The following is a 24895-nucleotide window of genomic DNA, read 5'->3' as shown; positions in this document are numbered from 1 at the left end:
CAGCTCAGGCGCAGCCCGCGAAGGCGCTGCGCAGGTAGAGCGGGCCGAGGTCCTCGGCCATGGCGCGCACTGCCGCGCGCCAGTCCGCATGCGCCGGGTTGGCCGCGAGCGCGGTGCGCGTGCGTGCCAGCAGTTCGGCCACTAAGGCCGGCTCGTCCACGCCAAGCACGCGTCCGCCCTGCACCACGCTGCGGCCGCCGACGATGACCTTCGCGATGTGCCGGCCGGTGGCGCGCGCCAGAAACTGCTGCAGCGGGTCGACCTCGTCGAACAGGTGCTCGTCGTCGATGTCGTCCCAGTCGAGCACCAGCAGGTCCGCCGGTGCACCGGGCACGATGCTGCCCGCCAGCGGATCGACGCGCGTGGCGCCGCGAACGCTGCGCGGGCCGTTGCGCGATGCGAAGCCCCAGAGCTGGTCCACGCTCATGCGCTGCTCGAAGCCCCAGCCGCGGTGCAGCGACCACGCCAGGCGCATCTCGCGCAGCGCGTCGTCGTCCTCGTCCAGCGCACCGCCATCCAGGCCCATGGCCACGCGGCAGCCCTGGCGCAGCATCTCGGCCAGCGGCGCGATGCCCGAGCGCAGGCCCAGGTTGGAGCTGGTGTTGACCGCGATGGTGGCGCCGCGCTCGGCGATGAGCGCCAGCTCCTCCGGGCGCGCGTGGACGCAGTGCGCCAGCGTCAGACGTGGCGTAAGCAAGCCGATGTCGTCCAGGAACTTCACGATGCCGCCCGGGTGGTTCTGGTCGGCCCAGGCGCGCTGGTAAGGTGTTTCGAGCAGGTGCATGTGCACGGGCCGGCCGCTGTCGGCACAGGCGCGGGCGATGGCTTCCAGCAGCGGCGTGCTGCACCAGTGCACTGCCGTCGGGCCATACTGAACCGTGGCGTGGTCGGCATGGCCGTCGGCCTCGATGGCCTCTGCCACTTCGTCGACCAGCGCGACCTGCTGCGCCGGCGCCACCGGCTTCACCGACAGCCGGCGCGCCACCTCGTCGCGGATCTCCGGGCGCAGCGAGGGCAGCACGGACTCGTCCGGTCCGTAGCCCATCCCATGGCGGTCGCGCATGGCGATGGCGAAGCCGATGCGCACGCCCACGTCATGCGCCGCGCGCGCGACCGCCCTCGCCTCTTCCACATAAGGCACCACGCCCTGCACGCGCGTGTAGTGCACCATGAGATTCGCCACACCCTGGCGCAGCGAGCGCGAGAAGGAGGTGGCCGCGCACAGGTACGGATCGACGCCCGGCGCGAGGCCCTGGAAGAACAGCCAGCTCTCCAGCGGATGCCCGCATGCGCCCAGCGTGGAATTGCGGAAAGTTCGCCCATGGTCGTGCGCATTGGCCAGGGCCGGCAGCACCAGCCGCCGCGGGCCGCCGGCGTTCGCGCCGCTGGGCGCGACCGAGGCGATGCGGCCGTCCGCGCCGATGGCGATGCGCATGCGGGCCTGTGCGGGACGGGTGCCCGGCTCGGCGAGGAGCCAGGCGCAGTCGATGGCAGTGCTCATGCGCGAAGCATGCCTCAGCCCGCCGCGTGCCGCGCCATGTGCACCTGGTGCAGCGTGATCTTGCGCACCTCGGCCTGGCTGGTCTCGATGTGGGCGCGCAGCAGCATGGCGGCCTGGTCGCCGCGGTTGGCGCGGATGGCCTTGAGGATCTTGGCGTGCTCGTCGTAGGTGGCGTCCACGCGCCGCTGCATAGTGAAGTCCAGGCGGCGGATGATGCGGATGCGCTCGGTGACGTCGCGGTGGATGCGCGCCATCTCCTGGTTGCCGGCGGCGGCCACGAGGGCGCAGTGGAACTCCTCGTCCCATTGCGCGACCTGCACCGTGTCGGCGCTGCGCTGCGCCGCCGGCACCAGCCAGATCGCGGCCAGCGCATCCAGCAGGCCACGGTCGACGCGATGGTCGCCCTCGCACAGGCGGTGGACGGCGGTGGTCTCCAGCACCATGCGCAGGTCGTAGAGCTGCTCGAACTGGTCGAAGTCGAAGGGCAGCACGCGCCAGCCGCTGCGGAACAGCACCTCGACGAAGCCTTCCTGCTGCAGCCTGAACAGGGCCTGGCGCACCGGCGTGCGCGAGACGTTCAGGCGCTCGCTGATCTCGTTCTCGGTGAATCGGTCGCCGGGCACCAGGCGGAACTCGGCGACGTCGCGCTTGAGCTGCGCGTAGACCTCGTCTGCGCGCGTGCGGAACACGGCGGCTTCGGCTGGTGGCGTGGCGGAACGCTTGGAGGAAGGGGGTCGGACGACGGACACGGGCAAATCTTAGGCTTTGCCCATGGCCGACAGCAAGCTGCTGCTCGGTGTAGTCCAGCCCACGATGCCGCCCTGGGCCCGCACCATCTCCAGCGTGGCCGCCTTGAACTGCGGGAAATAGCTTTCGGTGCAGTCTTCCAGCAGCAGGCTATCGTAGCCGCGGTCGTTGGCCTCGCGCATGCTGGTCTGCACGCAGACCTCGGTGGTCACGCCCATGAAGAGCAGCTTGCGGATCGATCGCTCCTGCAGCTTCGCCTGCAGCGGCGTGGCATAGAAGGCGCCCTTGCCGGGCTTGTCGATCACCGTCTCCATCACCGCGGGCTTGAGCGCGTCGATGATCTGGTTGCCCGGCTCGCCGGCCACGAGGATGCGGCCCATGGGCCCGGGGTCGCCGATGCGCAGCCGCGGGTTGCCCCGGTTGCGCTTGGCCGGCGGGCAGTCGGCCAGGTCGGGGCGATGCGACTCGCGGGTGTGCACCACCATGCCGCCGGCCTCGCGCCAAGCGGCCAGTACCGCCTGGCAGGCCGGCACGATGGCAGCCAGCAGCGCCACGTCGTTGCCCAGGCTCTCGCCGAAGCCGCCGGGCTCGATGAAGTCGCGCTGCATGTCGATGATGACCAGCGCGGTGCGCTGCACCTCGCAGTCGAAGACGAAGGGCTGGGCGTCGACTTGCAATTGCCTTGTCGTCATGCGCACCTCATGCGGCCATGGGAATGGGGGCCGACGCCGGACTCGCGTGGGCGGCATGGTCGCCGCCGCCCATGTGCGCGCCCAGCACGTGGCGCTGCGCGCCGGCGGCCGGCGTCTCGAAGACGATGCGGCCTTCGCTCATCACCACGATGCAGTCGGCCAGCTCCAGCAACTCGTCCAGGTCCTCGCTGATGAGCAGCACCGCGCCGCCGCGGGCGCGCACGTCAAGAAGGCGCGAATGGATCTCCGCCACCGCCGCGAAGTCCAGGCCGAACACCGGGTTGGCCGCGATCAGCACCGCGATCTCGCCGGCCAGCTCGCGCGCCAGCACCGCGCGCTGCACGTTGCCACCCGAGAGGCTGCGGATCGGCGCGTCCTCGCCCTGGGTCTTGACGCCGTATTCCTTGATCCAGTCGCGTGCACGGCTGCGCCAGGCCGGAAAGCGCAGTACGCCGCCCGCCGACAGCGGCGCCACGTCGAAGTCGCGCAGTGCCATGTTCTCGGCCACGCTGAGATCGCCGACGCAGGCGTTGCGCAGCGGCTCCTCGGGCAGGCTGCGCACTTTCAATCGGCGGTTCTCTTCGCGTCGTGCAAGGTAGGGCTGGCCGTTGACCTGCACGCGGCCACCCAGGCGCATGCGCTGGCCCACCAGCGCCTCGACCAGTTCGCGCTGCCCGTTGCCGGAAACACCGGCCACGCCCAGGATCTCGCCGGCGCGCACCTGCAGGTTCAGGTCGTGCACGGCCAGCGTGCCGCGGTCGCCCAGGGCACGCAGGCCTTCCACCTTCAAGGCGACTGGCGCGGCAGACGGAACAGGCACCCGCGGGATGCGCGACGAGGAGGCCTCCGCCGCCACCTGCGGCGAGCTGGCCGCCTCGCCCATCATGGCCGCCGCCAGCTGCGCCGGCTGCGTGCTCGCCACGCTGCAGTGGTGCACCGCCTTGCCCCGCCTCAGCACGGTGACGCCGTCGGCGTACTGCATCACTTCGCGGAACTTGTGGGTGATGATGAGCACGCTGCACAGGCCGCTGCGGGCGAAGTCGCGCACGTGGCCCAGCACCTCGTCGGCTTCCTGGGGCGTGAGCACCGAGGTGGGCTCGTCCAGGATCAAAAGGCGCGGCTTCAGGTAGAGCTGCTTGAGCAGTTCCAGCTTCTGCTTCTCGCCGGCCGCCAGCTCGGCCGGCCGTGCATCCAGGTCCAGGCTGAAGGGCGTGGTGGCCAGGAAGTCCTTGAGCTCGGCGCGCTTGGCCTTCCAGTCGATCACGGCCGGCGTCTGGCCGCCGGCCAGCAGCAGGTTCTCGGCCACCGTCATGCCCGGCGCCAGCGTGAAGTGCTGGTAGACCATGCCGATGCCCAGGGCACGCGCCACGATGGGGTTGGCGATGGCCTGCTCGCGCCCGTCGACGAGGATGCTGCCCTCCTCCGCCACCTGGAAGCCGGCCACGCACTTCACCAGCGTGCTCTTGCCCGCGCCGTTCTCGCCCAGCAGGGCATGCACGCTGCCAGGCTCCACGCGCATGGTCACGTGGTCCAGCGCGGTGAAGCTGCCGAAGCGCTTGGTCAGTTCGTAGGTGTCCAGCGCCAGTGCGCCGCTCTCGCGCGGATGCGGGTCCAGCGGGGCGATCATGCGGCGGCCTCCAGCGTGGCGATGAGCGCGTGCGAGATCGCATGCGCACCGAACACGCCGCCCTGCATGGTGATCATCTTCAGCGCCGCCAGGTGGTTGGCAGGGTCGGTGGCCGCGGTGCAGTCCGACAGCAGCAGGCATTCGAAGCCGCGGTCGTTGGCATCGCGCATCGTGGTGTGCACGCACACGTCGGTGGTGATGCCGGTGAGCACGATGTTCTGGATGCCGCGGGTGTGCAGCACCAGTTCCAGGTCGGTGGCGTAGAAGGAGCCCTTGCCCGGCTTGTCGATGACCACTTCGCCCGGCAGCGGCGCCAGCGCCGGGATGATTTCCCATCCGGGCTCGCCGCGCACCAGGATGCGCCCGCAGGGCCCGTCGTCGCCGATGCCCACGCCGTCGGCGCCGATCTGCCGCGAGCGCCATCGCTTGTTGGCCGGCAGGTCCGCCAGGTCGGGCCGATGGCCTTCCCGGGTGTGGATGATGTGGAAGCCCTGGGCACGCATCACCGCCAACAGCTTGCGGATCGGCTCGATGGGCGCCTGCGTCAGCGACAGGTCGTAGCCCATCACATCCACGTAGCCACCCTTGCCGCAGAAGTCGGTCTGCATGTCGATGACGACCAGGGCGGTGTTGTCCGGCCGCAGCGCCCCGTTGTAGGGCCAGGGGTAGGGGTTGGCGTCGACGTAGCGTTCGGTCTTCATGCTTGGCTTCTCGCTCAGCGGACGGAAGAGAGTTCGCCCGGGCTGCCCGCGGCGACCTTGCCGGGCTGGCAGCTCAGGTACAGGATCACCAGGGTCAGCACATAGGGCACGGTGTTGAACAGGTGGTAGCCCCAGCCGACGCCCACGGACTGCAGCGCCGGCCCGATGGCACCGGCGCCGCCGAAGAGCAGTGCCGCGCCCACGCAGCGCAGCGGACTCCAGCGCGCGAAGATCACCAGCGCCACCGCGATCAGGCCCTGGCCGCTGCTGATGCCTTCGTTCCAGCTGCCGGGGTAGAAGAGCGTGAGCGACGCGCCGCCCAGCCCCGCGATGAAGCCGCCCGCGGTGGTGGCCGCGATGCGGATGCCCGAGACCGAGTAGCCCAGCGCCCGCGCGGCAGAAGCCGAATCGCCCGCCAGCCGCACCAGCAGCCCGAAGCGCGTGCGCGCGAAGGCCCACCACATCAGCACGGCCAGCGCGATGCCGATGGGCACCAGGGCGTTGACCTGCAGCGCGGCGCGCACGGCGGCGTTGCTGCTCCAGTCGCCCAGTGGAATGGCGGGGATCTGCGGCGCCTGCGGCTGGATCAGCGGCTTGCCCAGGTAGAAGGCCAGGCCGGTGCCCAGCAGCATCAGTGCGATGCCGGTGGCCACGTCGTTGACCCGCTCGATGGAGCACAGCAGCCCGTGCAGCAGCGCCAGCAAGGCACCCGCGCCGGCGCCGATCAGCACGCCCAGCCAGGCCGAGCCGGTGAGGTAGGCGCCGCCGAAGGAGGCCATGGCCGAGAGCACCAGCACGCCTTCCAGGCCCAGGTTGATGCGCCCCGACTTCTCGGTGAGGCATTCGCCCAGGCTCACGAACAGGAAGGGCGCGCCCACGCGCAGGGCACCGCCGACGATGCCGGCGACCAGGGCGATCCACTGGTCGGCCGTCATGTGGGCGCCTTCTGCAACAGGCGCAGGCGCTGCAGCCGCTGCGCGCCCACGCGCTTCCAATCCACCGCGCGCAGGCCTTCGCTCGCCAGGATGAGCACGAAGGCGATGCCCTGCAGCACCATCACCGACGCATCGGGCAGCCCCAGCCGCCGCTGCAGCATGCTGCCCGCCGCGCCGAAGCCGCCGAAGAGGATGGCCACCGGGATGATGGCCAGCGGGTTGTGCCGCGCGATGAAGGCCACCAGGATGCCCGCGTAGCCGTAGCCCGCGATCAGCGAGGCATTGGCATTGGTGTGCACCGCCGCCACCTCCACCGCGCCGGCGATGCCGGCGCAGGCGCCGCCGACGGCACAGGCACCGATGATGAGCTTGCTGGCTGGCAGGCCCACCAGTTGCGCGGTGCGCGGGTTGCCGCCCACCACCCGCACCGAGAAGCCCGAGGCCGTGGCGCGCAGCCAGAAGCCCAGCGCGATGCAGGCCACGATGCCGATCACCAGCCCCCAGTGCACGTCCGAGCCCGCGATGCCGCCGATGAGCAGGCCCGCGTCCAGCGAGTAGGTCGAGGGCTTGTTGAGGCTGGCCGGGTCGCGCAGCACGCCTTCGACCAGGTGCTTGAAGATGCCGATGGCGATGTAGGCCAGCAGCAGGCTGCTGATGGTCTCGTTGATGCCGCGGTACTGGCGCAGCCAGCCGGCCAGCGCGATCCACGCCGCGCCGGCGACCGCCCCCGCCAGGCAGGCGATGGCGGTGCCCACGAAGTTGAAGGGCAGCGGCAGCGCGTGCGCCACCGCAGCGCAGGCCAGGCCGCCCAGCACCAGTGCCCCCTCGCCGCCGATCACCACCAGCCCCGCGCGCGCCGGAATGGCCACGCACAAGGCGGTGAGCATCAGCGGCGCGGCGCGCTGCAGCGTGTTCTGCCAGGAGAACCAGTCGCCGAACGCGCCCTTGAAGAGGATGAACCAGACTTCGAGCGGGCTGACGCCAGTGAAGGACACCAGCAGCCCGAACAGCAGCAGCGCCGCCGCGATGGCGGCCACCGGCAGGGTGAATTCGCGCAGCGAATCACGCATGTCACACCTTGTGAAGCGCCGTGCCTCAGAGGGTCCCGACGACGCCTTCGACCAGGTAGTTCATCTTCTCGAGCTCGACGTCGGTCTGCTTGAAGGACTTGCCCGCCGGCACCACGACCGCACCCTTGTTGTCCTTGAGGCCGCCCTTGAAGATGTCGAAGCTGCCCGCGACCATCTTGGCCTTGATGTCGTCGGCGTTCTTGCGTGCGGCCTCGGGCACCATCGGGCCGTAGGCGGACATCTTCACGTAGCCTTCCTTCAGGCCGCCGCGCAGGAAGTTGGGATGGGGCTTGCCCGTCTGCGCCGCATCCAGAATGGTCTTGTAGGCGGTGATCCAGTTCCACTCGGCGCCGGTGAGGTAGGCATTGGGCGCGAGCTTGGCCTGGCTGGCGTGGTAGCCGCAGACCATCTTGCCGCGCTTGGCCGCCGTCTCGACGATGACCTTGGGGCCGTCCACGTGCATGGTGAACACGTCCACGCCCTGGTCGGCCAGGCTGTTGGTGGCCTCGGCTTCCTTCACGGGCATGGACCAGTCGCCGGTGAAGATCACCGCGGTGGTGATGGACGGGTCCACCGAGCGCGCACCCATGGTGAAGGCGTTGATGTTGCGCAGCACCTGCGGAATCGGCTTGGCCGCGATGAAGCCGATCTTCTTGCTCTTGCTCATGTGCCCGGCGATGACGCCGTTGAGGTACTGGCACTCGTCGATGTAGCCGAAGAAGCTGCCGACGTTCTTGGGCTTGCCCTCGGACCACAGGCCGCCGCAGTGGGCGAATCGCACGTCGGGGTTCTTGGGCGCCAGCGCGAGGATGTGCGGGTCGAAGTAGCCGAAGGAAGTGGGGAAGAGCAGCTTGGCGCCGTCCTGCGAGATCATGCCGGTCATGGTCTTCTGGACGGCCGCGGTCTCGGGCACGTTCTCTTCCTCGACCAGCTTGACGCCCGGAAGCTTCTTCAGCTCGGCCGCCGCCATGGCCTGCGCCTGGTTGTAGCCGTAGTCGTCGCGCGGGCCGACGTAGATCACGCCCACGGTGAGGGGCTTGGCCTGCGCCTGCGCCAGGGCGCTCCATCCGCCCAGGGTGCCAGCTGCGCCGAGTGCGGCGATGGACTTGATGGAGTCGCGGCGATTGACTTTGATCTGCATGGTGCTCTCCGAACTAGGGTTGGCTGACGAGTTCTGATCTTGGATACAAGACAGGATGCATAAAGCGTGCCGCAGAAAAAGGGCCTTGTCGGCAGGCTCTGCGCATCAAGGCGGTGCGGTTTCAGCCGATCAGGCTCACGTGCGCCGCCACCACGCGCCAACCTTGCGCAGTGCGCGCCCAGGTCTGGGTCTGGCGGCCGTCGCGCGTGCCGCCCGTGCGGCGGAACTCGATGGCGGTGTGGGCGAAGTCGCGGCCGTAGGTGGTGATGGCGGTGCGCAGCACCTCGCGCGCCAGCCCCTGCGGGGGTCGTGAGGCGCGAAAGGCCTGGATGGCTTCGTAGCCGTAGAGGTTCTCGCTGGCGCCGTAGCGCAGCGTGCGGGGGTTGGCCCAGAACAGCTCGTCGAGCACCTCGACCTTGTTGTTGACCAGCGCGTCCTCGTAGCGCGCGAAGGCGGCCGTCACCTCGGCCAGCACTTCGGGGATGTCGATGTCGGTCTTCTCGTCGATCATGCGCGGGCTCCAGGTTCGGCCACGGGCGCATGGGCCACGCCGGCCGCTTCCAGCGCGGCGGCCACGCGCAGCACCAGGTCCTCGCGCCAGGGCGCGGCGATGACCTGCACGCCGATGGGCAACGGCGACCGGCGTTCCTCGCTGCCCCACACGGGCACCGCGCACACAGGCAGGCCGATGCAGGAGATGGGCTGCGTCAGCACGCCCATGTTGGGTCGCACCGGCAGGCGCTGCCCGCCGATCTCGAAATGCTCGGCGCCGATGGGCGTGGCGGCACAGGGCGTGGCCGGTGCCAGCAGCACGTCGTAGCGCTCGAAGACGCGGGCCACGCTCTCGGCATAAAGGCGTCGCACCCGCTGGGCCCGTACCGTCCACGCGGCCGGAATCAGCGTGCCGGCCAGGAAGCGGTCGCGCGACAGCGGCTCGAAATCCTGCGGCCGGGTGCGCAGGTCCTGCAGGTGCAGGGCCGCGCCTTCGGAATTGGTGATGAGGAAGGCGGCCGCGCGGCCGGCCTGCACCATCGGCAGTTCCACCGTCTCGGCGGCACCCAGCGCCGCCGCGACACGGTCCACCGCGGCCAGGGCCTGGGGCGTGGCACGGGCGCGGAAGTAGCCGCCCAGCACGCCGATGCGCAATCCGCTCGTGTTCTTCGCCAGCAGCGGCGCCACCGGCTCGACCGCTCGCTGCAGGCAGCCGGGGTCGCGCACGGGGCCCGTCTCCGGGCCTTGCATGGCGTCGTAGGCGAGTGCCAGGTCGCGCGCCGAACGCGCGAAGGGCCCGAGGTGGTCCAGGCTGGACACGAAGGGATAGCTGCCCGTGCGCGGCAGCCGCCCGAAGGTGGGCTTGAGGCCGAACACGCCGCACAGCGAGGCGGGCACGCGGATGGAGCCATTGGTGTCCGAGCCCAGCGTGAGCGGCACCTGCCCGGCCGCCACCGCCGCACCGGAACCGCCGGACGAGCCGCCGGCGATGCGCGTGAGGTCGTGCGGATTGCGCGCCGGCCCCACGTGGCTGTTCTCGGTGGTGAAGCCGTAGGCGTACTCGTCCATGTTGAGCGCGCCCACCAGCACCGCGCCCGCGGCTTCCAGGCGCTGCACCAGCACGGCGTCGAGCCGGGCCGGCGGACTGTCCTGCTCGATCTTGGAGCCGGCCAGCGTGGGCAGTCCCTCGATGTCGAACAGGTTCTTCACCGCGAAAGGCACGCCCAGCAGCGGCAGCGCGCGCAGGGCCTGGGCCGCTTCGCCCCCGGCCGCCAGTTGTGCGTCCAGCGCCGCTGCACGTTGCAAGGCGCGCTGCTGCGTGCGCGCGGTGAAGGCGTTGACGCGGTCGTCGGTGGCCTCGATTCGGGCGAACGAGGCCTGCGCCAGCGCGCCGGCGCTCACGTTGCCCGCGCGCACCGCGCCGGCCATGGTGGCGGCGCTCTGGCGCAGGAGATCGGTGGCCGCGTTCATTCGAATACCTCCGTGCTTCGCACTGCGGTGCGAGCTTGCTTGGGGCAGCCCGGCGCGGAGTTCATTCCGAGTACCTTCGTGCTTCGCACTGCGGTGCGAGCTTGCTTGGGGCGGCCCGGCGCGGCGCTCATTCCGCGTGGCGCCTGCCTGGCGGCACCGGCGCGAAGTTGACCGCCGGTTCCACGTGCGGGTCCAGCGGCACCGCGTCCAGCAGCGCCGCCATGTCGGCCGCGAGCGCGAAGTAGCGCAGCACGCCCTCGCGGTGCTCGGGCCGCAGGTTCAGCTCCAGCGCAGCGGCGCTGGCGTCGACGAAGGCTTCGATCTGCTCGGGACGCAGGCTCATCGGCGCACCTCGCGCTGGAAGATCTCCAGGCTGCGCTTCTTGGTGGCGACGAAGCCGGGCTCGCTGAGCGTCTCCACCGTGCGCGGCCGGGCATCGCCGTAGGGCAGGATCTCGGCCACGCGCGTGGGCCGCTTGGTGAGCAGCAGCACCTGGTCGGCCAGGTACACCGCTTCTTCCAGGTCGTGCGAGACCAGCAGCATGGTGGTGCCGGTCTGCATGAACACTTCCTGCAGCTTCTCGCGGATGAAGAGGGTCATCTCGAAGTCCAGGGCCGAGAAAGGCTCGTCGAGGAACAACACCTCCGGCTCGGGTGCCAGCGCCCGCATGATCGAAGCGGTCTGCTGCTGCCCGCCCGAGAGCTCATAGGGAAATCGCTTGAGGTCGAACTTCACGTCGAAGGAGGCCACCAGCTCTTCCATGCGCCGGTCCACCTGCGCCTTGCTGCGACCTTCCAGCTTGAGCGGGTAGGCGATGTTGTCGATGGTGCGCATCCACGGGAACATCGCCTCGCGGTAGTTCTGGAACACGTAGCCGATCTTGGTGTCCTTGAGCGACTTGCCGTCGAACAGGATCTCGCCCGAATCGATGGGGACGAGCCCGGCGATCATGTTGATCAGCGTGCTCTTGCCGCATCCGTTGGGCCCGAACACCGAGACGATGCGGTTCTTCGGGATGTCCAGGTCGAAGTTCTCGTACAGCGGCCAGCCGGCGAAGTACTTGGTGAGCCCGCGGATGGTGATGTGCGTGCCCGCCGGGCCCGGCACGAAGGCCGCCTTGGGCACGTCGGCGAACACCGGGCCGTTGATGACGTTGTCGACGCTTCTCATCGTCCGCTCCAGTGCACGATGCGGCGCTCGGCCACGAGGAAGAGGATGTTCAGTGCATAGCCCAGCGCGCCGGCCGCCAGGATCGAGGCGTACATGTCGCGCACGTTCATCACCTGCTGCGAGTTGATGATGCGGTGGCCCAGCCCCGAATCCGAGCCGATGAACATCTCGGCCACGATCACGATCACCAGTGCCATCGAGACGGCCGAGCGCAGGCCCACGAAGGTGGGCTGCAGGCTTTCCCACACCAGCACGTCGCGGAAGATCTGCCAGCGCGAGGCGCCCATCACCTTGGCCGCCATGACGCGCTGCTTGCGCGCGTTCATCACGCCGTAGGCGCTGTTGAAGACCACGATGAGCAACGCGCCGAAGGCGGCGATGGCCACCTTGTTGACGTCGCTCACGCCGAAGATCATGAGGAAGAGCGGAATGAGCGCCGACGAGGGCGTGGAGCGGAAGAAGTCGATCAAAAACTCCACGCTGCGGTACGCCTTCTCGTTGCTGCCCAGCAGCACGCCCAGCGGAACGCCGACCAGGGCCGCGATGAGAAAGGCCTGCAGGGTGCGCCACACCGTGACGGCGAAGTCGAGCAGCAGGGAACCACCCGCCAGGCCGGTGATGAGCGTGGCGATGGTGTCGGCCGGCGGCGGCAGCAGGATGGCCTTGACGAGCCCCAGTCGCACCGCCAGGTCCCACACGATGAAGAGCAGCACCGGCCCGATGAAGGGCAGGCCCTTGAGCCAGGGCGAGGGGCGCGGCGCCGCGGGTGCGCCAGCGGCGCCCGCTGCGGGCGGCGACCAGGGCGCGGCGGGGGCTTGCTGTGCGGAGTCAGCCACGGCCTACCCCTTGTAGAGCATGCTGTCGACCATCAGCCGCGAGGAGAAGATGCCCTTCTCGGCGAACAGGTCGAAGAACTTCTGGAAGTGCGCCACGTCCTGCGGCGTGAACTCGTTGTAGAGCGTGTAGGCGGCCAGCGGCACCTCGCCGGTGAGCGGGCCCTCGATGGCGGTGTAGCCCTTGAGGTACTGGCGCGCCTCGGTCGGCTTGCTGCGCACATACTGCACGCCCTGTGCGTAGGCGCCGATGTACTTCTTCGCCGCCTCGGGGTTCTTCTTGATGAAGGCCGAGGTGAGCGAGGCCGAGCCGCCGAACCAGGGCGCCATCGGGTCGCCCAGCACGTACTTCGCGATCACGCCGGACTCCAGCACGCGGGTGGAGCCGTTGAGCCGTCCGATGGTGCCGGTGGGCTCCAGCGTGTAGCACCCGTCGACCTGGCCCGCGGCGAGCGCCGCCACGTGCTGGCCGATGGGCAGCTCCACCACCGTGGCGCCGGTGGCGCCGCCGCGTTCCAGCACCGCCTTGGCAAGCGTCACGTTCTGGATGCCGGGGCCCGAGGCGACGCGCTTGCCCTTCAGGTCGGCCATCACCTTCGCCGTGCTGGCGGTGGGCACCAGCACCTGGTCGAGCACGTTCTTCACGTTGCTGGGGTTGGAGCAGAAGATCTTGAAGCTGCCCGGCGCGGCAATCTCGCCGATGGCGATGTTGGCCGAGCCGGTGCCGTTGGCGCTGCCGTCGCAGCGCTCGGCGAGCATGGCTTCCATGATCTGCTGCGCGCCGGCGTAGCGCTGCACTTCCACGTCGACGCCGGCCGCCTTGAAGTAGCCCTGCTCCACCGCCGCGTAGAAGGGCAGGCCGGCGGCGATCGGCCAATAGCCCACGCGCACCTTGACCGCGGCCTGGGCGCGCACGATGGCCGGGGCGGCCAGCACGGCAAGGCCTGCGGCGCCCGCCTGCAGCAGCTGGCGGCGTTGGCTCGATGGGGCTTGGGATGGGGTCGTCGTGCGTTTCATGGTGGAAGCTCCTCGTGAGAGATGGCGGATTCAGGCGGCAGCGATCGGCTGCCGCGATTCGATGTAGCGGCGCCAGCCGCCCAGGTGGGTGATGTCGGTGGCCCCCTCGGTGGCGAGCGCCTCGCAGACGAAGCCCTGCACGCTGCTGCCGTCGGCCAGCTGCAGGGTGCCGATGCCCAATGGCGCCGGAATGAGCGCGACGAAGCTGCCGTAGTGCGCCAGCGGCATCTGCCAGACCTCCACCGCGATCGCAGCCCCTTCGGACGGCGGCACGCGGACCAGGCCGGGCTTGGGCGGCACGGTGCCGGGCAAGGCGTACAGCCTGTACTGCGAGGCGGTGTGGGTCTTCTCCAGCAACTGCGCGCCGCGCTCCACGAGCTGGCCGTTGAGCGGCATGCCCGACAGGTGCGCGCCCACCACCGCCACCTTCACGGTGGCCGGCCTGGACAGGCCCAGATCGGCAGGCGGCGGCAGGGGCTCGCCGGTCGCGCCCTGCGCGAGGCCGCTGGCGTGGTGGTAGCGCTGCCCCAGTTCGGCCAGCTGCAGGTCGCTGCCGCAGGGCCCCACCAGCGTGATGCCGAAGGGCAGCCCGTCGGGCCGCAGGCTGCTGGGCACCGACAGCGCCGCGTAGTCCAGCAGGTTGACGAAGTTGGTGTAGGCGCCCAGGTTCTTGTTGAGCTGTACCGGGTCGGCGCGCATGGCGTCGATCCGGTAGTGCGTGGGCGCGGTGGGCAGCAGCAGCACGTCGATGTCCTCCCACATGGGCGCGGCCTGCTGCGCCAGTGCGCGCAGCCGGGCCTGCGCATCGACCAGGTCGGCCGCGTCGTAGCGGCGGCCGCTGGCGAGAATGCTGCGCACCGGCTCCATCACTTCGGCTTCGTGCTCGTCGAAGAAGCCGCGCACCGCCGCATAGCGCTCGGCGACCAGCGCGCTGTCGTAGAGCAGCTCGGCGGCCTGGGCCAGCGGCTCGTAGTCGATCTGCACGGGCGCGCCGCCCAGGGCCTGGAGCTTCTCGATGGCTTGCACGAAGGCCTGCGCGGCCTGCTCGTCGCCGAAGAACTGCAGCTCGGAAGGCACGCCGAACCGGAAGCGCGGGCCGAAGGGCTCACGCTCGAGAGCAAGCGATCGCGAGAAGGGATCCTGCGCATCGAAGCCCATGGCCGCGCGCAGCACCTGCACCGCCACCTGCACCGTGCGCGCGAAGATGGAGACGCAGTCGACGCTTTGCGCCGCCGGCACCACGCCGCGTGCGCTGATGAGTCCCTTGGAAGGCTTGAGCCCCACGATGTTGTTCAGCCCCGCCGGCACTCGGCCCGAACCGGCCGTGTCGGTGCCCAGCGCGAAGTCCACCTGCCCGGTGGCCACCACGTAGGCCGAACCCGAGCTGGAGCCACCCGACACGAAGCTGGCATCGAAGCTGTTGGGCACCGCGCCGTAGGGCGAACGGGTGCCGTTGAGGCCGCAGGCGAACTGGTCCAGGTTGGTCTTGCCCGCCAGTGCCGCACCGGCATCGAGCAGCCGCTGCACCACATGCGCATGCGCCGGGGCGGTGCGTGCGAAGGCCGGACAGGCCGCAGTGGTGGGCAGGCCGCCCACGTCGATGTTGTCCTTGGCCGCGAACACCAGCCCGGCCAGCGCGCCGTTGGACGCGCCCTGCAGCGGCGTACCGAGGCGGGTGATCCATGCGGCCTCGGGGCCGCTTTGCTCCTGGGCCGTCGTGTCTGCCGCTGCGTCGAAACCGTGCACCATCATCAAGCATCCTGTCTTGTGTACAAGATGCATTGCAAACAATGTGCCAAGCTGCGCGGTCTGATCGCGCTGCGACATCAGCAACAGAAAGAAGCACCCATGAACACACAGGACAACGCCCCCGTCGCCATCGTCACCGCCGCCGGGCGCGGCATTGGCGCGGCCATTGCGCGCGAGCTGCATGCGCGCGGCTACAAGCTCGCGCTGATGTCACCGTCGGGCAGCGCCGAGGCCCTCGCCAAGGAACTGGGCGGCTTCGGCGTCAGCGGCTCGGTCGCCAGGCTCGAGGACCTGCAGCGCCTGGTGGAGGGCACGGTGCAGGCCTTCGGCCGCGTGGACGCCGTGGTCAACCACACCGGCCATCCGCCCAAGGGCGAGCTGCTGGACATTGCCGACGAGAGCTGGATGCTGGGCAACGACATGATGGTGCTGTCGGTGCAGCGCATGGCCCGGCTGGTGACGCCGCTGATGCTGGCCCAGGGCCGGGGCGCCTTCGTCAACATCACCACCTTCGCGGCCTTCGAGCCCTCGCCGAAATTCCCGGTGTCATGCGTGTACCGCGCGGCGGTGGGCGCCTTCACCAAGCTCTACGCCGACCGCTACGCGGCCAACAACATCCGCATGAACGCGCTGCTGCCGGGTTATGTCGACAGCCTGGCCCACAAGCCGGAGATCGCGCAGGCCGTGCCGATGGCGCGGCTGGGCAAGGTCGAGGAGATCGCGAAGACCGCCGCCTTCCTGCTCTCGGACGATGCGGGCTACATCACCGGGCAGAACATCCGCGTGGATGGCGGGATCACCCGCCACGTGTGAGTCGGCGTCGGCCTAGCGCTTCGCCGACTGGTACAGCCCCTCGACCTTGGGGATGTTCGCTTCCAGGTTGCGGATGCGGTCCGGCCCGCTGGGGTGGGTCGAGAGGAAGCTGGTGCCGCCGCTGTCCTTGCTGGCGCGGCCCATCTTCTGCCACAGGGTGACGGAGGCGCGCGGGTTGAAGCCGGCGCGGGCGGCCAACTCCAGGCCGACCAGGTCGGCCTCGGATTCGTCGGTGCGGCTGAACTGCAGCGTCAGCAGTTGCGTGGCACCGCGGGCGGCCAGGTCGCCCATCTGGCCCAGGCCCAGCAGCTGCGCGCCGATGGACAGCGCCAGGCCGGTGCCGGTGCTCTTGGCCAGCTGCTCGCGCGCATGCTCGCGCAGCGCGTGCGCCACCTCGTGGCCCATCACCATGGCGACCTCGTCGTCGGTGAGCTGCAGCTGGTCGAGGATGCCGGTGTAGAAGGCGATCTTGCCGCCGGGCATGCAGAAGGCGTTGATCTGCTTGCTGCCGATCAGGTTGACTTCCCATTTCCATTGCGCGGCGCGCGGGTTCCATTGCGGCGCGAAGGGAATGATGCGCGCCGCGATGGCGCGCAGGCGCTTGAGCTGCGCGTTGCCGTCGGGCGCCAGGGCGCCTTTCTGCTTCGCCTGCGCCAGCAGCTGCGCGTACTGCTGCGCGCCGGCCTGCTCCAGGTTCTCGGCCGGCACGATGTTGCGCGCCGCTGATGGCGCGCCCACGCTCACCTGCGCAAGCGCGGGCGCCGCCAGGCCGGCACCGGCGGCCAGCAGGAAGGCGCGACGGGGGTTCAGGCGCCCGGAAGAAAAGTGGCAGTTCAGACACATGCGGGAATAATAAGGACAGCCCACCTCACTGTCTGCATGCATTTCCCCTCCAAGGGCGCCGAGCCGTCCAACGCCCCTGCCCCGGAATCCGCCCCGCCCGCCCGCTCCTGGCGCGAAGCCCTGGCCGTCTACCGCGAGCCGGCCACGCTGCGCATGCTGGCCCTGGGCTTCTCCGCCGGCCTGCCGCTGCTGCTGGTGCTGGGCACCCTGGGTTTCAGGCTGCGCGAGGCCGGCATCGACCGGGCGGCCATCGGCTACCTGAGCTGGGTGGGCCTGATGTACGCCTTCAAATGGGCATGGGCGCCGCTGGTGGACCGCTTGCCCTTGCCACCGCTCACCACCCTGCTGGGCCGCCGGCGCGGCTGGCTTTTGCTGGCCCAGGCCATCGTGATCGCCGGCCTGGCCGGCATGGCGCTCATCGATCCGAGCACCCGCCTGGAGCCGCTGGTGTGGTGCGCGCTCGTGGTGGCCTTCGGCTCGGCCACGCAGGACATCGCGCTGGATGCCTACCGCATCGAGTCCGCCGCCACCGACAAGCAGGCCGCCCTGGCCGCGGCCTACCAGACCGGCTACCGCGTGGCCATGATCTGGGCCGGCGCCGGCGTGCTGTGGATCGCGGCGCGGGCCGAGGTGAGCGGCATGGGCGGCTACCAGAACGGCGCCTGGAAGGTGGCCTACCTGGCCATGGCCGCGTCGATGGTGGTGGGCGTGCTGGCGGTATTGCTCTCGCCAGAGCCGCAGCGGCGCGAACTGCCCGCGCCCCGCAATGCCCGCGAATGGCTGCAGGACGTGCTGGTGGAGCCCTTCGCCGACTTCGTGCGCCGCTACCGCTGGCAGGCGGTGCTGATCCTGTCGCTGATCGCCGTCTACCGCATCAGCGACGTGGTGATGGGCATCATGGCCAACCCTTTCTACGTGGACATGGGCTACACCAAGGACGAGGTGGCTTCGGTCAGCAAGGTGTTCGGCGTGATCATGACGCTGGTGGGCGCCTTCGTGGGCGGCGTGCTGTCGGCCCGCTTCGGCGTCGCCCGCATCCTGATGCTCGGCGCGGTGCTCAGCGCGGCCAGCAACCTGCTGTTCGCCTGGCTGGCCGGGCAGGGACACGACCTTCGCGGCCTGATTGCGGTGGTGTCGGCCGACAACCTGGCCGGCGGCATCGCTTCGGCCGCGTTCGTCGGCTACCTCTCCAGCCTCACCAACGTGAACTACTCGGCCACGCAGTACGCCCTGTTCAGCTCGATGATGCTGCTGCTGCCCAAGTACATCGCGGGCTATTCGGGCGAATTCGTCGACCACTTCGGCTACGCCGCCTTCTTCAATGCCACCGCCGCGCTGGGCCTGCCGGTGGTGGTGCTGGTGGCGCTGGCGCTGCGCAGCACCGGCAAGGGCCATTCGGCATTGCCCGATCCGGCGCCCACCCGCTAGCTGCTACAAACAGCCTTTCGTCCTTCGTTTTCCCATTCCTCCAGTGCCCTCTCCCATTCCTCCCCTTCGCATCAGCGCCTACACCGCCACCACGGCCGTGGGCGTGGGCAAGACGGCCCTGGCCGATGCCCTTCAAACCGCGCGCAGCGGCCTGCGCGCCAACGACTTCGGCGACGCGCCGCTGCCCACCTTCATCGGCCGCGTCGACGGCCTCGAGTCCCTGAAGTTGCCCGAACACCTGTCCCGCTGGGACTGCCGCAACAACCGCCTGGCGTGGCTGGGCCTGCAGGCCGACGGCTTCCTCGAGTCGGTGGCCACCGCGCGCTCGCGCTACGGCGCGAGCCGCGTGGCCCTGATCCTGGGCACCTCCACCTCCGCCATCGGCGAGACCGAGGAGGCCTACACGCAGGTCGACGCCGAAGGCCGCTTCCAGCCGGCGCAGCGCCGACCGCTGGTGCACACCCCCCATTCGCTGGGCATGTTCGTGCAGGACGCGCTGGGCCTGGAAGGGCCCTGCGAGACCATCTCCACCGCCTGCTCCTCCAGCGCCAAGGCCTTCGCGTCGGCCGAGCGGCTGATCCGCCTGGGCCTGGCCGATGCGGCCGTGGTGGGCGGGGTCGACACGCTGTGCGGCAGCGTGCTGTTCGGCTTCAACTCGCTGGAGCTGGTCTCCTCCGCGCCCTGCCGCCCCTTCGATGCGCAGCGCGACGGCATCAGCCTGGGCGAGGCGGCCGGCTACGCCTTGCTGGAGCGCGCCGATGCGGGCGCCGCCGGCGCGCCGCTGCTGCTGGGCTACGGCGAGGCCAGCGACGCCCACCACATGTCCACGCCGCACCCCCAGGGCCTGGGCGCCGAGCGCGCGCTCGACGACGCCCTGGCCCGCGCGGGCCTGTCCACCGACGCCATCGACTACATCAACCTGCACGGCACGGCGAGCACCAAGAACGACGAGGTCGAAGCCGGCCTGGTGGCTCGTCGCTTCCCGGCCAGCACCCACGCCAGCTCGACCAAGGGCTTCACCGGCCACACGCTGGGCGCGGCCGGCATCGTGGAGGCAGTCATCAGCCTGCTGGCGCTGGAAACCGGCTGGATGCCCGGCACCATCAACAGCAGCGAGCTCGATGCCGACTGCGGCCCGCAGGTGCGCCTGCAGGGCGCGCGCGGCGCCGTGCGCCACGCGCTGAGCAATTCCTTCGGTTTCGGCGGCAACAACTGCGCCCTGATCTTCGGCCAGGGAGCCGCCGCATGAGTTCGAACGCCACGACCCCCACGCTCTACATCGAGGGCCCAGCCTTCTGGGCGCCCACCCTGCCCAGCTGGGACGTCGCCCGCGCCGCCTTCCGCGGCGAGGGCGCGCCGGTCGATCCGCCGGCGAAGCGCCCCGCGCCGCAGGTGCTGGCCCCGGCCGAGCGCCGCCGCGCGCCCGACTCCGTGGCCATCGCGCTCGAAGTGGCGGCCGCCTCGGTGGCCGCCGCCGGCCGTCAGGCCGCCGACCTGCCCTGCATCTTCGCCTCGGCGCATGGCGACCTGGCCATCAACGACTACATGTGCGCCACGCTCGCCAGCGAGCCCACGCTGCTCTCGCCCACCAAATTCCACAACTCGGTGCACAACGCGGCGGTGGGCTACTGGACCATCGGCACCGGCTGCATGGCGTCGAGCAACTCGGTGGCTTCCTTCGAGGCCACCTTCGCCGCCGGCCTGCTGGAGGCCGCCGCCCAATGCGCCTGCGACCAGCAGGCCGTGCTGCTCACCGGCTTCGACGTGCAGGCCGTGGGCCCGCTGGCCTCGGCCGTGCACAGCGAGGGCATGCTGGCCGCGGCCATCGTGATCTCGCCGCAGCGCAGCGAGCGTTCGCTGGCTGCCTTCGACTGGTCGCTGGCCGAGGGCCCGGCCGAGCCGGTGGCGCTGCAGTCCGACGCGGCGCGCGCCGTCCGGGGCAACAGCCTGGCCGACGCACTGCCGCTGTTCGAGGCGCTGGCCCGCGGCGGCGAGGCGCAACTGGCGATGCCGCTGTCGGCCCGCCTGGCGCTGCGCCTGTCGCTGCGTCCGCTGGCCTGAGGCCCACCCCGAAAGGAAGGCGCGCCAGCCACCTGGCGTGGCCTCCTTTACGCAACTTTACAAAGCATTCAATCCCGCTTGCCGGGGAGGCCTGACCATGCCCAGGATGAGTACCCCACAGCTCCTGATGATCGAAGACGACCTGCGCCTGGCGAAGATGGTCGGCGAGTACCTCACGCAGTCCGGCATGGCCGTGGCCCACGCGGGCGACGGGGCCAGCGGCATGGCGGCCCTGCAGGACAAGGCGCCCGACCTGGTCATCCTCGACCTGATGCTGCCGGACACCGACGGGCTGGACGTGTGCCGCCGCATCCGCGCCCTGCCCGGCGCACAGGCCAAGGTGCCGGTGCTGATGCTGACGGCCAAGGGCGACCCGATGGACCGCATCATCGGCCTGGAGATCGGCGCGGACGACTACCTGCCCAAGCCCTTCGAGCCGCGCGAATTGCTGGCGCGCATCCGCGCGGTGCTGCGCCGCCGCGGCGACGGCGCGCCCGCCAGCGAGGCGCCCGCGGCCGAGGTGCTGCGCTTCGGCTCGCTGGAGATCGACCGCAACGCCCGCAGCGTGACGGTGACCGGCAACGAGGTCGAGCTGACTTCCTACCAGTTCGACCTGCTGGTGGCCATGGCCGAGCGCGCCGGCCGCGTGCTCACGCGCGACCAGATCATGGAAGCCGTGCGCGGCCGCGAGCTGGAAGCCTTCGACCGCTCCATCGACGTGCACATGGGCCGCATCCGCGCGGCCATCGAGGCCGACGTGAAGAACCCCAAGCGCATCCTCACCGTGCGCGGCGTGGGCTACGTCTTCGCCAAGCAGCAGGACTAGGGCGCCGGCCATGTTCAACCCGTACTCGCGCCATTTCTACGTGCGCATCTGGCTGGCCGTGGCCGGCGGCGTCGTCGTGCTCACCCTCACGGCCAGCTGGCTGATGCGCATCGCGGTCGAGAACGAACGCGAGCGGGTCGCGAACGTGCCGCGCTCGGTGGTGGTGCTGGACGACAACGACCGCGAGATCGGCAGCGGCAGCGCCCTGCGCGTGCCCGGCAAGGGCATCGAGTTCGACGTGACCCTGGACGACGGCCGCAAGCTGAGCCTGCAGATGGCCCGCCGCGAGGACATCCCCGGCCCCGACGGCCGCCGCACGCCGCCGCCCTGGTGGCGCACGCCCTACGGCCCGGGCTGGCTGATCGTGCTGGTGGGCATGGCGGTGGCGCTGGGCGTCTATCCCATCGTGCGGCGCATGACCAAGCGGCTGGAAGTGCTCCAGCGCAGCGTGCAGCGCTGGGGCGAGGGCGACTTGTCCGCCCGCGTGCCGCAGGACGGCGAGGACGAGGTGGCCGACCTGGCCGAGCGCTTCAACGAGTCGGCCGCGCGCATCGAGACCCTGGTGCGCTCGCACAAGTCGCTGCTGGCCAATGCCAGCCACGAGCTGCGCTCGCCGCTCACCCGCATCCGCATGGCGGTGGAGCTGATGGGCCAGCATCCCAGCGAACTCACGCGTACCGAGATCACGCGCAACATCGCCGAGCTGGACCAGCTCATCGACGAGATCCTGCTGGCCAGCCGGCTCGATGCGCGCGAGGCCGACATGGGCACGGTGGAAAGCGTGGAGCTGGTGGGCCTGGCGGCCGAGGAATGCGCCCGCACCAACGCCGAGCTGGAACTGAGCGAAGGCACCGATGCCAGCGCGCTCACGGTGCGCGGCGTGCCGCGCCTGCTGCGCCGCGCCATCCGCAACCTGCTGGAGAACGCTCGCCGCTACGGCGGCAACGACATCAGCCTGGAACTGCAGACCGAGGGCCCGCAGGCCAAGGTGGTGGTGAATGACCGCGGCCCGGGCGTTCCGCCCGCCCTGCGCGATCGCATCTTCGAGCCCTTCTACCGCCTGCCCGGCGCCAGCGAGCGCGAAGGCGGCGTGGGCCTGGGCCTGGCGCTGGTGAAGTCCATCGCCGAGCGCCACGGCGGCTCCGTGCGCTGCGAAAGCCGCCCGGGCGGCGGCGCCAGCTTCGTCATCACGCTGCCGCGGTAGACGAGCCTCCCGGCTTCTCACTTCGCTTCGCTGCGTGTAGTTCGCCACCTCCCGAGGAGGGGACCTCACCTGCGGCCCGGCAGAGCCGGTTCCGCGGTGCGGGGCTGGCGAAGAATTCACCTGATGTTCCTGCTGCGGGGCGCTTGCCTAGAATCGCGGCCCATGTTCCGTACTCGTCTTGCTCGCCATGCGGCCGCCTTCTGGGGCTTCGTGGTCTACATGCCGGTGGGCGTCAACTACGCCGCCTTCCTGTTCCTCATGATCGCCATGGCCGTGGGCGGCAGCTGGCGCGAGCGCGCGGCGCGGGTGCGCCAGCATCCGCTGTTCTGGCCCATCGCCGCCTACGTGGGCTGGACGCTGGTGGTGCTGGCATTCCGTCCGCACTACAAGGAAACAGGGCTCGACCTCTTCCACGGCATCCGCATCGCGCTGACCATGCTGATGGCGCTGGCGCTGTCTCGCGAGGAATGCATCTGGGCGCTGCGGGCCTTCCTGCTGGCTTCGGCGCTGGGGCTGCTGCTGATCGTGCTGTACCACCTGGGCGTGCTGCCCGACGCGCAGATCTGGCGCGCGGTCACCTCCATGCAGGGCAACAAGTCGATCAACGACGCGCTGCTTTTCGCCACCCTCGGCGCCGGCGCAGCGGTGCTGGGCCTGGCGCACCTGAGCGACGCGCAGCGCTGGCACTGGGCCGGTCCGGCCTTCACGGTGACGGTGCTGATGGCCATCGTGGTGAGCCTGGCGCTGCCTTCGCGCACCTCGCTGCTGGCCATGCTGATTTGCGTGTTCGCCGCCTGCTTCCACCAGTTCCGCCGCCATCCGCGCGGGCTGCTGGTGGCGCTGGGCGCGGCCATCCTCATCGCCGGCCTGGGCGTCTGGCAGATGCCCCAGTCCATCAAGAACAAGTTCGAGCTCGGCGTGACCGAGCTGGAGCAGGCGCAGGCCGGCGTGCAATCGGACGCGAGCTGGGTCACGCGCTACTACATGTACAAGCTGACCGGCGAGATGATGCTGGACGCACCCGCCACCGGCCTGGGCATCGGCGCCTGGACCAGCGAATGGAAGAAGCGCGCGCCCAAGGTGCTCGACTACAAGAACATGCCGCACAACGACTACCTGTGGATGGGCTCGCAAGCCGGCATCCCGGGCTTCGCGACGCTGTTCCTGATCCTGGCGTGGGGCGTGTGGGTGTGCTGGCGGCGCGCCGACCTCACGGGGCGCATCGGCTTCGTGGCCATGCTGACCATGCTGATCGCGGCCAGCCTCAATTCGGCGATGCGCGATGCCCAGATCGGGCTGAGCCTGCTGTGGATCACCTTCCTGTGCCTGCGCCTGGCCCAGGAGGAAGGAAGCCCGTGGCGCGGCGTCTTGCCGCCGCGCTTCTCGGGCATCCTGCAGAGCGGGACGCCGGCTAGTGGTGCCCCGCAGCCACCTCGCCCGCTTTGAGGCGGTAGACGGTGCCGCAGTAGGGGCACTTGGCCTCGCCCAGGCGGGCCACGTCCAGGTAGACCTTGGGGTGGCCGCTCCACAGCTTCATGTCGGCCTTGGGGTTGGGGCAGAAGACCCCGCCCTGCGAGTTGAGGTCCTTGGCGAGGAGTTCGACGACGGCTTTGGCGTTCATGTTGTTATTGCTCAGACCTTGCTGAGCCACTTGGCGTACTTGGGATTGCGGCCGTTCACGATGTCGAAGAAGGCGCTCTGGATCTTCTCGGTGATCGGGCCGCGCGAGCCGGCACCGATCTCGATGCGGTCGAGTTCGCGGATGGGCGTGACTTCGGCGGCGGTGCCGGTGAAGAAAGCCTCGTCGGCGATGTAGATCTCGTCGCGGGTGATGCGCTTCTGGACCAGCTTGATGCCCAGGTCCTCGCAGATGTGCAGCACCGTGTTGCGGGTGATGCCGTTGAGCGCGCCGGCCGACAGGTCGGGGGTGTAGACCACGCCGTCCTTGATGACGAAGACGTTCTCGCCCGCGCCTTCGGACACGAAGCCGGTGGCGTCCAGCAGCAGGGCCTCGTCGTAGCCGTCTTCCGTGGCTTCCATGTTGGCCAGGATGGAGTTGCTGTAGTTGCTCACCGCCTTGGCCTGCGTCATGGTGATGTTGACGTGGTGGCGGGTGTAGCTGGAGGTTTTCACGCGGATGCCGCGCTTCATGCCCTCTTCGCCCAGGTAGGCACCCCAGGGCCACGCGGCAACCATCGCGTGGATGGTGTTTCCCTTGGGGCTCACGCCCAGCTTCTCGGAGCCGATCCACACCAGCGGGCGCAGGTAGCAGCTCTCGAGCTTGTTCTCGCGCACCACGGCCTTCTGGGCCTCGTTCAGCTGTTCCTTGCTGAAGGGGATCTTCATGCGCAGGATCTTGGCGCTGTTGAAGAGGCGGTCGGTGTGCTCTTCCAGGCGGAAGATGGCCGTGCCGTCCTTGGTGTCGTAGGCGCGCACGCCTTCGAAGGCACCGCAGCCGTAGTGCAGCGTGTGGCTCAGCACGTGGATCTTGGCGTCGCGCCATTCCACGAGTTCACCGTCCATCCAGATCTTGCCGTCGCGGTCGGCCATCGAGGGAAGCGCGCTCATGTCTTGT

The 24895-nt window shown here is 70.0% G+C and carries 25 protein-coding genes; 7 read left to right on the top strand and 18 right to left on the bottom strand.

Going from position 1 to position 24895, the window contains the following annotated elements:
• Window positions 1-4 precede the first annotated feature (4 nt).
• From BM345_RS25770 to atzF, 15 genes are all read right to left on the bottom strand, one after another.
• Window positions 5-1501 (bottom strand): amidohydrolase family protein, encoded by a 1497-nt coding sequence (locus BM345_RS25770; RefSeq protein ID WP_093385573.1) that lies wholly within the window; start codon window positions 1499-1501, stop codon window positions 5-7.
• 14 nt (window positions 1502-1515) lie between these two features.
• Window positions 1516-2190 (bottom strand): GntR family transcriptional regulator, encoded by a 675-nt coding sequence (locus BM345_RS25765; RefSeq protein ID WP_254790013.1) that lies wholly within the window; start codon window positions 2188-2190, stop codon window positions 1516-1518.
• Window positions 2191-2259: 69 nt separating this feature from the next.
• Window positions 2260-2940, bottom strand: a complete 681-nt coding sequence (locus tag BM345_RS25760; protein WP_175545155.1) for a cysteine hydrolase family protein — start codon at window positions 2938-2940, stop codon at window positions 2260-2262.
• Window positions 2941-2947: 7 nt separating this feature from the next.
• Window positions 2948-4567 (bottom strand): ABC transporter ATP-binding protein, encoded by a 1620-nt coding sequence (locus BM345_RS25755; protein ID WP_093385565.1) that lies wholly within the window; start codon window positions 4565-4567, stop codon window positions 2948-2950.
• Window positions 4564-5268: a biuret amidohydrolase gene (locus BM345_RS25750; protein ID WP_093385563.1), complete on the bottom strand. Its 705-nt coding sequence runs from the start codon at window positions 5266-5268 to the stop codon at window positions 4564-4566. The genes BM345_RS25755 and BM345_RS25750 overlap by 4 nt, the downstream gene beginning before the upstream one ends.
• 14 nt (window positions 5269-5282) lie before the next feature.
• The gene (locus BM345_RS25745) at window positions 5283-6203 is read right to left on the bottom strand and encodes an ABC transporter permease (protein WP_093385560.1); all 921 of its coding nucleotides are present in this window, start codon (window positions 6201-6203) and stop codon (window positions 5283-5285) included.
• Complete coding sequence (locus BM345_RS25740; protein ID WP_093385557.1) at window positions 6200-7273, bottom strand: ABC transporter permease; 1074 nt, start codon at window positions 7271-7273, stop codon at window positions 6200-6202. The genes BM345_RS25745 and BM345_RS25740 overlap by 4 nt, the downstream gene beginning before the upstream one ends.
• A 25-nt stretch (window positions 7274-7298) precedes the next feature.
• Entirely contained in the window at window positions 7299-8414 is a 1116-nt protein-coding gene (locus tag BM345_RS25735; protein WP_093385555.1) for a BMP family ABC transporter substrate-binding protein, read from the bottom strand.
• Between the two features lie 121 nt (window positions 8415-8535).
• Window positions 8536-8925 (bottom strand): oxalurate catabolism protein HpxZ, encoded by a 390-nt coding sequence (hpxZ, locus tag BM345_RS25730; RefSeq protein ID WP_093385552.1) that lies wholly within the window; start codon window positions 8923-8925, stop codon window positions 8536-8538.
• The gene (locus BM345_RS25725; protein WP_093385549.1) at window positions 8922-10376 is read right to left on the bottom strand and encodes an AtzE family amidohydrolase; all 1455 of its coding nucleotides are present in this window, start codon (window positions 10374-10376) and stop codon (window positions 8922-8924) included. The genes hpxZ and BM345_RS25725 overlap by 4 nt, the downstream gene beginning before the upstream one ends.
• 127 nt (window positions 10377-10503) lie before the next feature.
• Window positions 10504-10719 carry an AtzG-like protein gene (locus BM345_RS25720; RefSeq protein ID WP_093385547.1) on the bottom strand — a complete coding sequence of 72 codons (216 nt, stop codon included), beginning with the start codon at window positions 10717-10719 and terminating at the stop codon, window positions 10504-10506.
• A complete protein-coding gene (locus BM345_RS25715; protein ID WP_093385544.1) occupies window positions 10716-11546 on the bottom strand; it encodes an ABC transporter ATP-binding protein in 831 nt (276 codons plus the stop codon). Before BM345_RS25715 ends, BM345_RS25720 begins: the two co-directional genes overlap by 4 nt.
• A complete protein-coding gene (locus BM345_RS25710) occupies window positions 11543-12382 on the bottom strand; it encodes an ABC transporter permease (protein WP_093385542.1) in 840 nt (279 codons plus the stop codon). The genes BM345_RS25715 and BM345_RS25710 overlap by 4 nt, the downstream gene beginning before the upstream one ends.
• Window positions 12383-12385: 3 nt before the next feature.
• Window positions 12386-13396, bottom strand: coding sequence for an ABC transporter substrate-binding protein (locus BM345_RS25705; RefSeq protein ID WP_093385539.1), 1011 nt, complete (start codon window positions 13394-13396; stop codon window positions 12386-12388).
• Between the two features lie 30 nt (window positions 13397-13426).
• Window positions 13427-15145, bottom strand: coding sequence for an allophanate hydrolase (gene atzF, locus BM345_RS25700; protein ID WP_093385677.1), 1719 nt, complete (start codon window positions 15143-15145; stop codon window positions 13427-13429).
• Between the two features lie 99 nt (window positions 15146-15244).
• On the opposite strand from atzF, the gene BM345_RS25695 reads away from it, so the two are divergent.
• The gene (locus tag BM345_RS25695) at window positions 15245-15958 is read left to right on the top strand and encodes an SDR family oxidoreductase (RefSeq protein ID WP_093385537.1); all 714 of its coding nucleotides are present in this window, start codon (window positions 15245-15247) and stop codon (window positions 15956-15958) included.
• Window positions 15959-15970: 12 nt separating this feature from the next.
• Here BM345_RS25695 and BM345_RS25690 read toward each other — a convergent pair whose 3' ends face one another.
• Window positions 15971-16801, bottom strand: a complete 831-nt coding sequence (locus BM345_RS25690; protein WP_093385534.1) for a M48 family metallopeptidase — start codon at window positions 16799-16801, stop codon at window positions 15971-15973.
• Between the two features lie 36 nt (window positions 16802-16837).
• On the opposite strand from BM345_RS25690, the gene BM345_RS25685 reads away from it, so the two are divergent.
• The 6 genes from BM345_RS25685 to BM345_RS25660 all read left to right on the top strand — a co-directional run bounded on the left by BM345_RS25685 (window position 16838) and on the right by BM345_RS25660 (window position 23766).
• Window positions 16838-18229 (top strand): AmpG family muropeptide MFS transporter, encoded by a 1392-nt coding sequence (locus BM345_RS25685; RefSeq protein WP_093385532.1) that lies wholly within the window; start codon window positions 16838-16840, stop codon window positions 18227-18229.
• A 43-nt stretch (window positions 18230-18272) separates the two neighbouring features.
• Entirely contained in the window at window positions 18273-19478 is a 1206-nt protein-coding gene (locus BM345_RS25680) for a beta-ketoacyl-[acyl-carrier-protein] synthase family protein (RefSeq protein ID WP_175545154.1), read from the top strand.
• On the top strand, window positions 19475-20290 hold the full coding sequence (locus BM345_RS25675; RefSeq protein ID WP_093385529.1) for a beta-ketoacyl synthase chain length factor: 816 nt from the start codon (window positions 19475-19477) through the stop codon (window positions 20288-20290). The genes BM345_RS25680 and BM345_RS25675 overlap by 4 nt, the downstream gene beginning before the upstream one ends.
• 97 nt (window positions 20291-20387) lie before the next feature.
• Window positions 20388-21116 (top strand): response regulator, encoded by a 729-nt coding sequence (locus BM345_RS25670; RefSeq protein ID WP_093385527.1) that lies wholly within the window; start codon window positions 20388-20390, stop codon window positions 21114-21116.
• 10 nt (window positions 21117-21126) lie between these two features.
• Window positions 21127-22320 (top strand): sensor histidine kinase, encoded by a 1194-nt coding sequence (locus BM345_RS25665; RefSeq protein WP_093385524.1) that lies wholly within the window; start codon window positions 21127-21129, stop codon window positions 22318-22320.
• Between the two features lie 162 nt (window positions 22321-22482).
• Window positions 22483-23766, top strand: coding sequence for an O-antigen ligase family protein (locus BM345_RS25660; protein ID WP_093385522.1), 1284 nt, complete (start codon window positions 22483-22485; stop codon window positions 23764-23766).
• On the opposite strand, the gene BM345_RS25655 is transcribed toward BM345_RS25660, so the two are convergent.
• Window positions 23732-23941 (bottom strand): zinc-finger domain-containing protein, encoded by a 210-nt coding sequence (locus BM345_RS25655; protein WP_093385519.1) that lies wholly within the window; start codon window positions 23939-23941, stop codon window positions 23732-23734. The two genes, BM345_RS25660 and BM345_RS25655, sit on opposite strands and share 35 nt — an antisense overlap.
• Before the next feature lie 11 nt (window positions 23942-23952).
• Window positions 23953-24888 carry a branched-chain amino acid transaminase gene (locus BM345_RS25650; protein WP_093385516.1) on the bottom strand — a complete coding sequence of 312 codons (936 nt, stop codon included), beginning with the start codon at window positions 24886-24888 and terminating at the stop codon, window positions 23953-23955.
• Window positions 24889-24895: the final 7 nt, after the last annotated feature.

Source organism: Variovorax sp. OV329 (genome assembly GCF_900114785.1).
Lineage (GTDB): Bacteria > Pseudomonadota > Gammaproteobacteria > Burkholderiales > Burkholderiaceae_C > Variovorax.
Note: the sequence above shows the minus strand (reverse complement) of the source record. Positions and strands in the feature narration are given on the sequence as shown.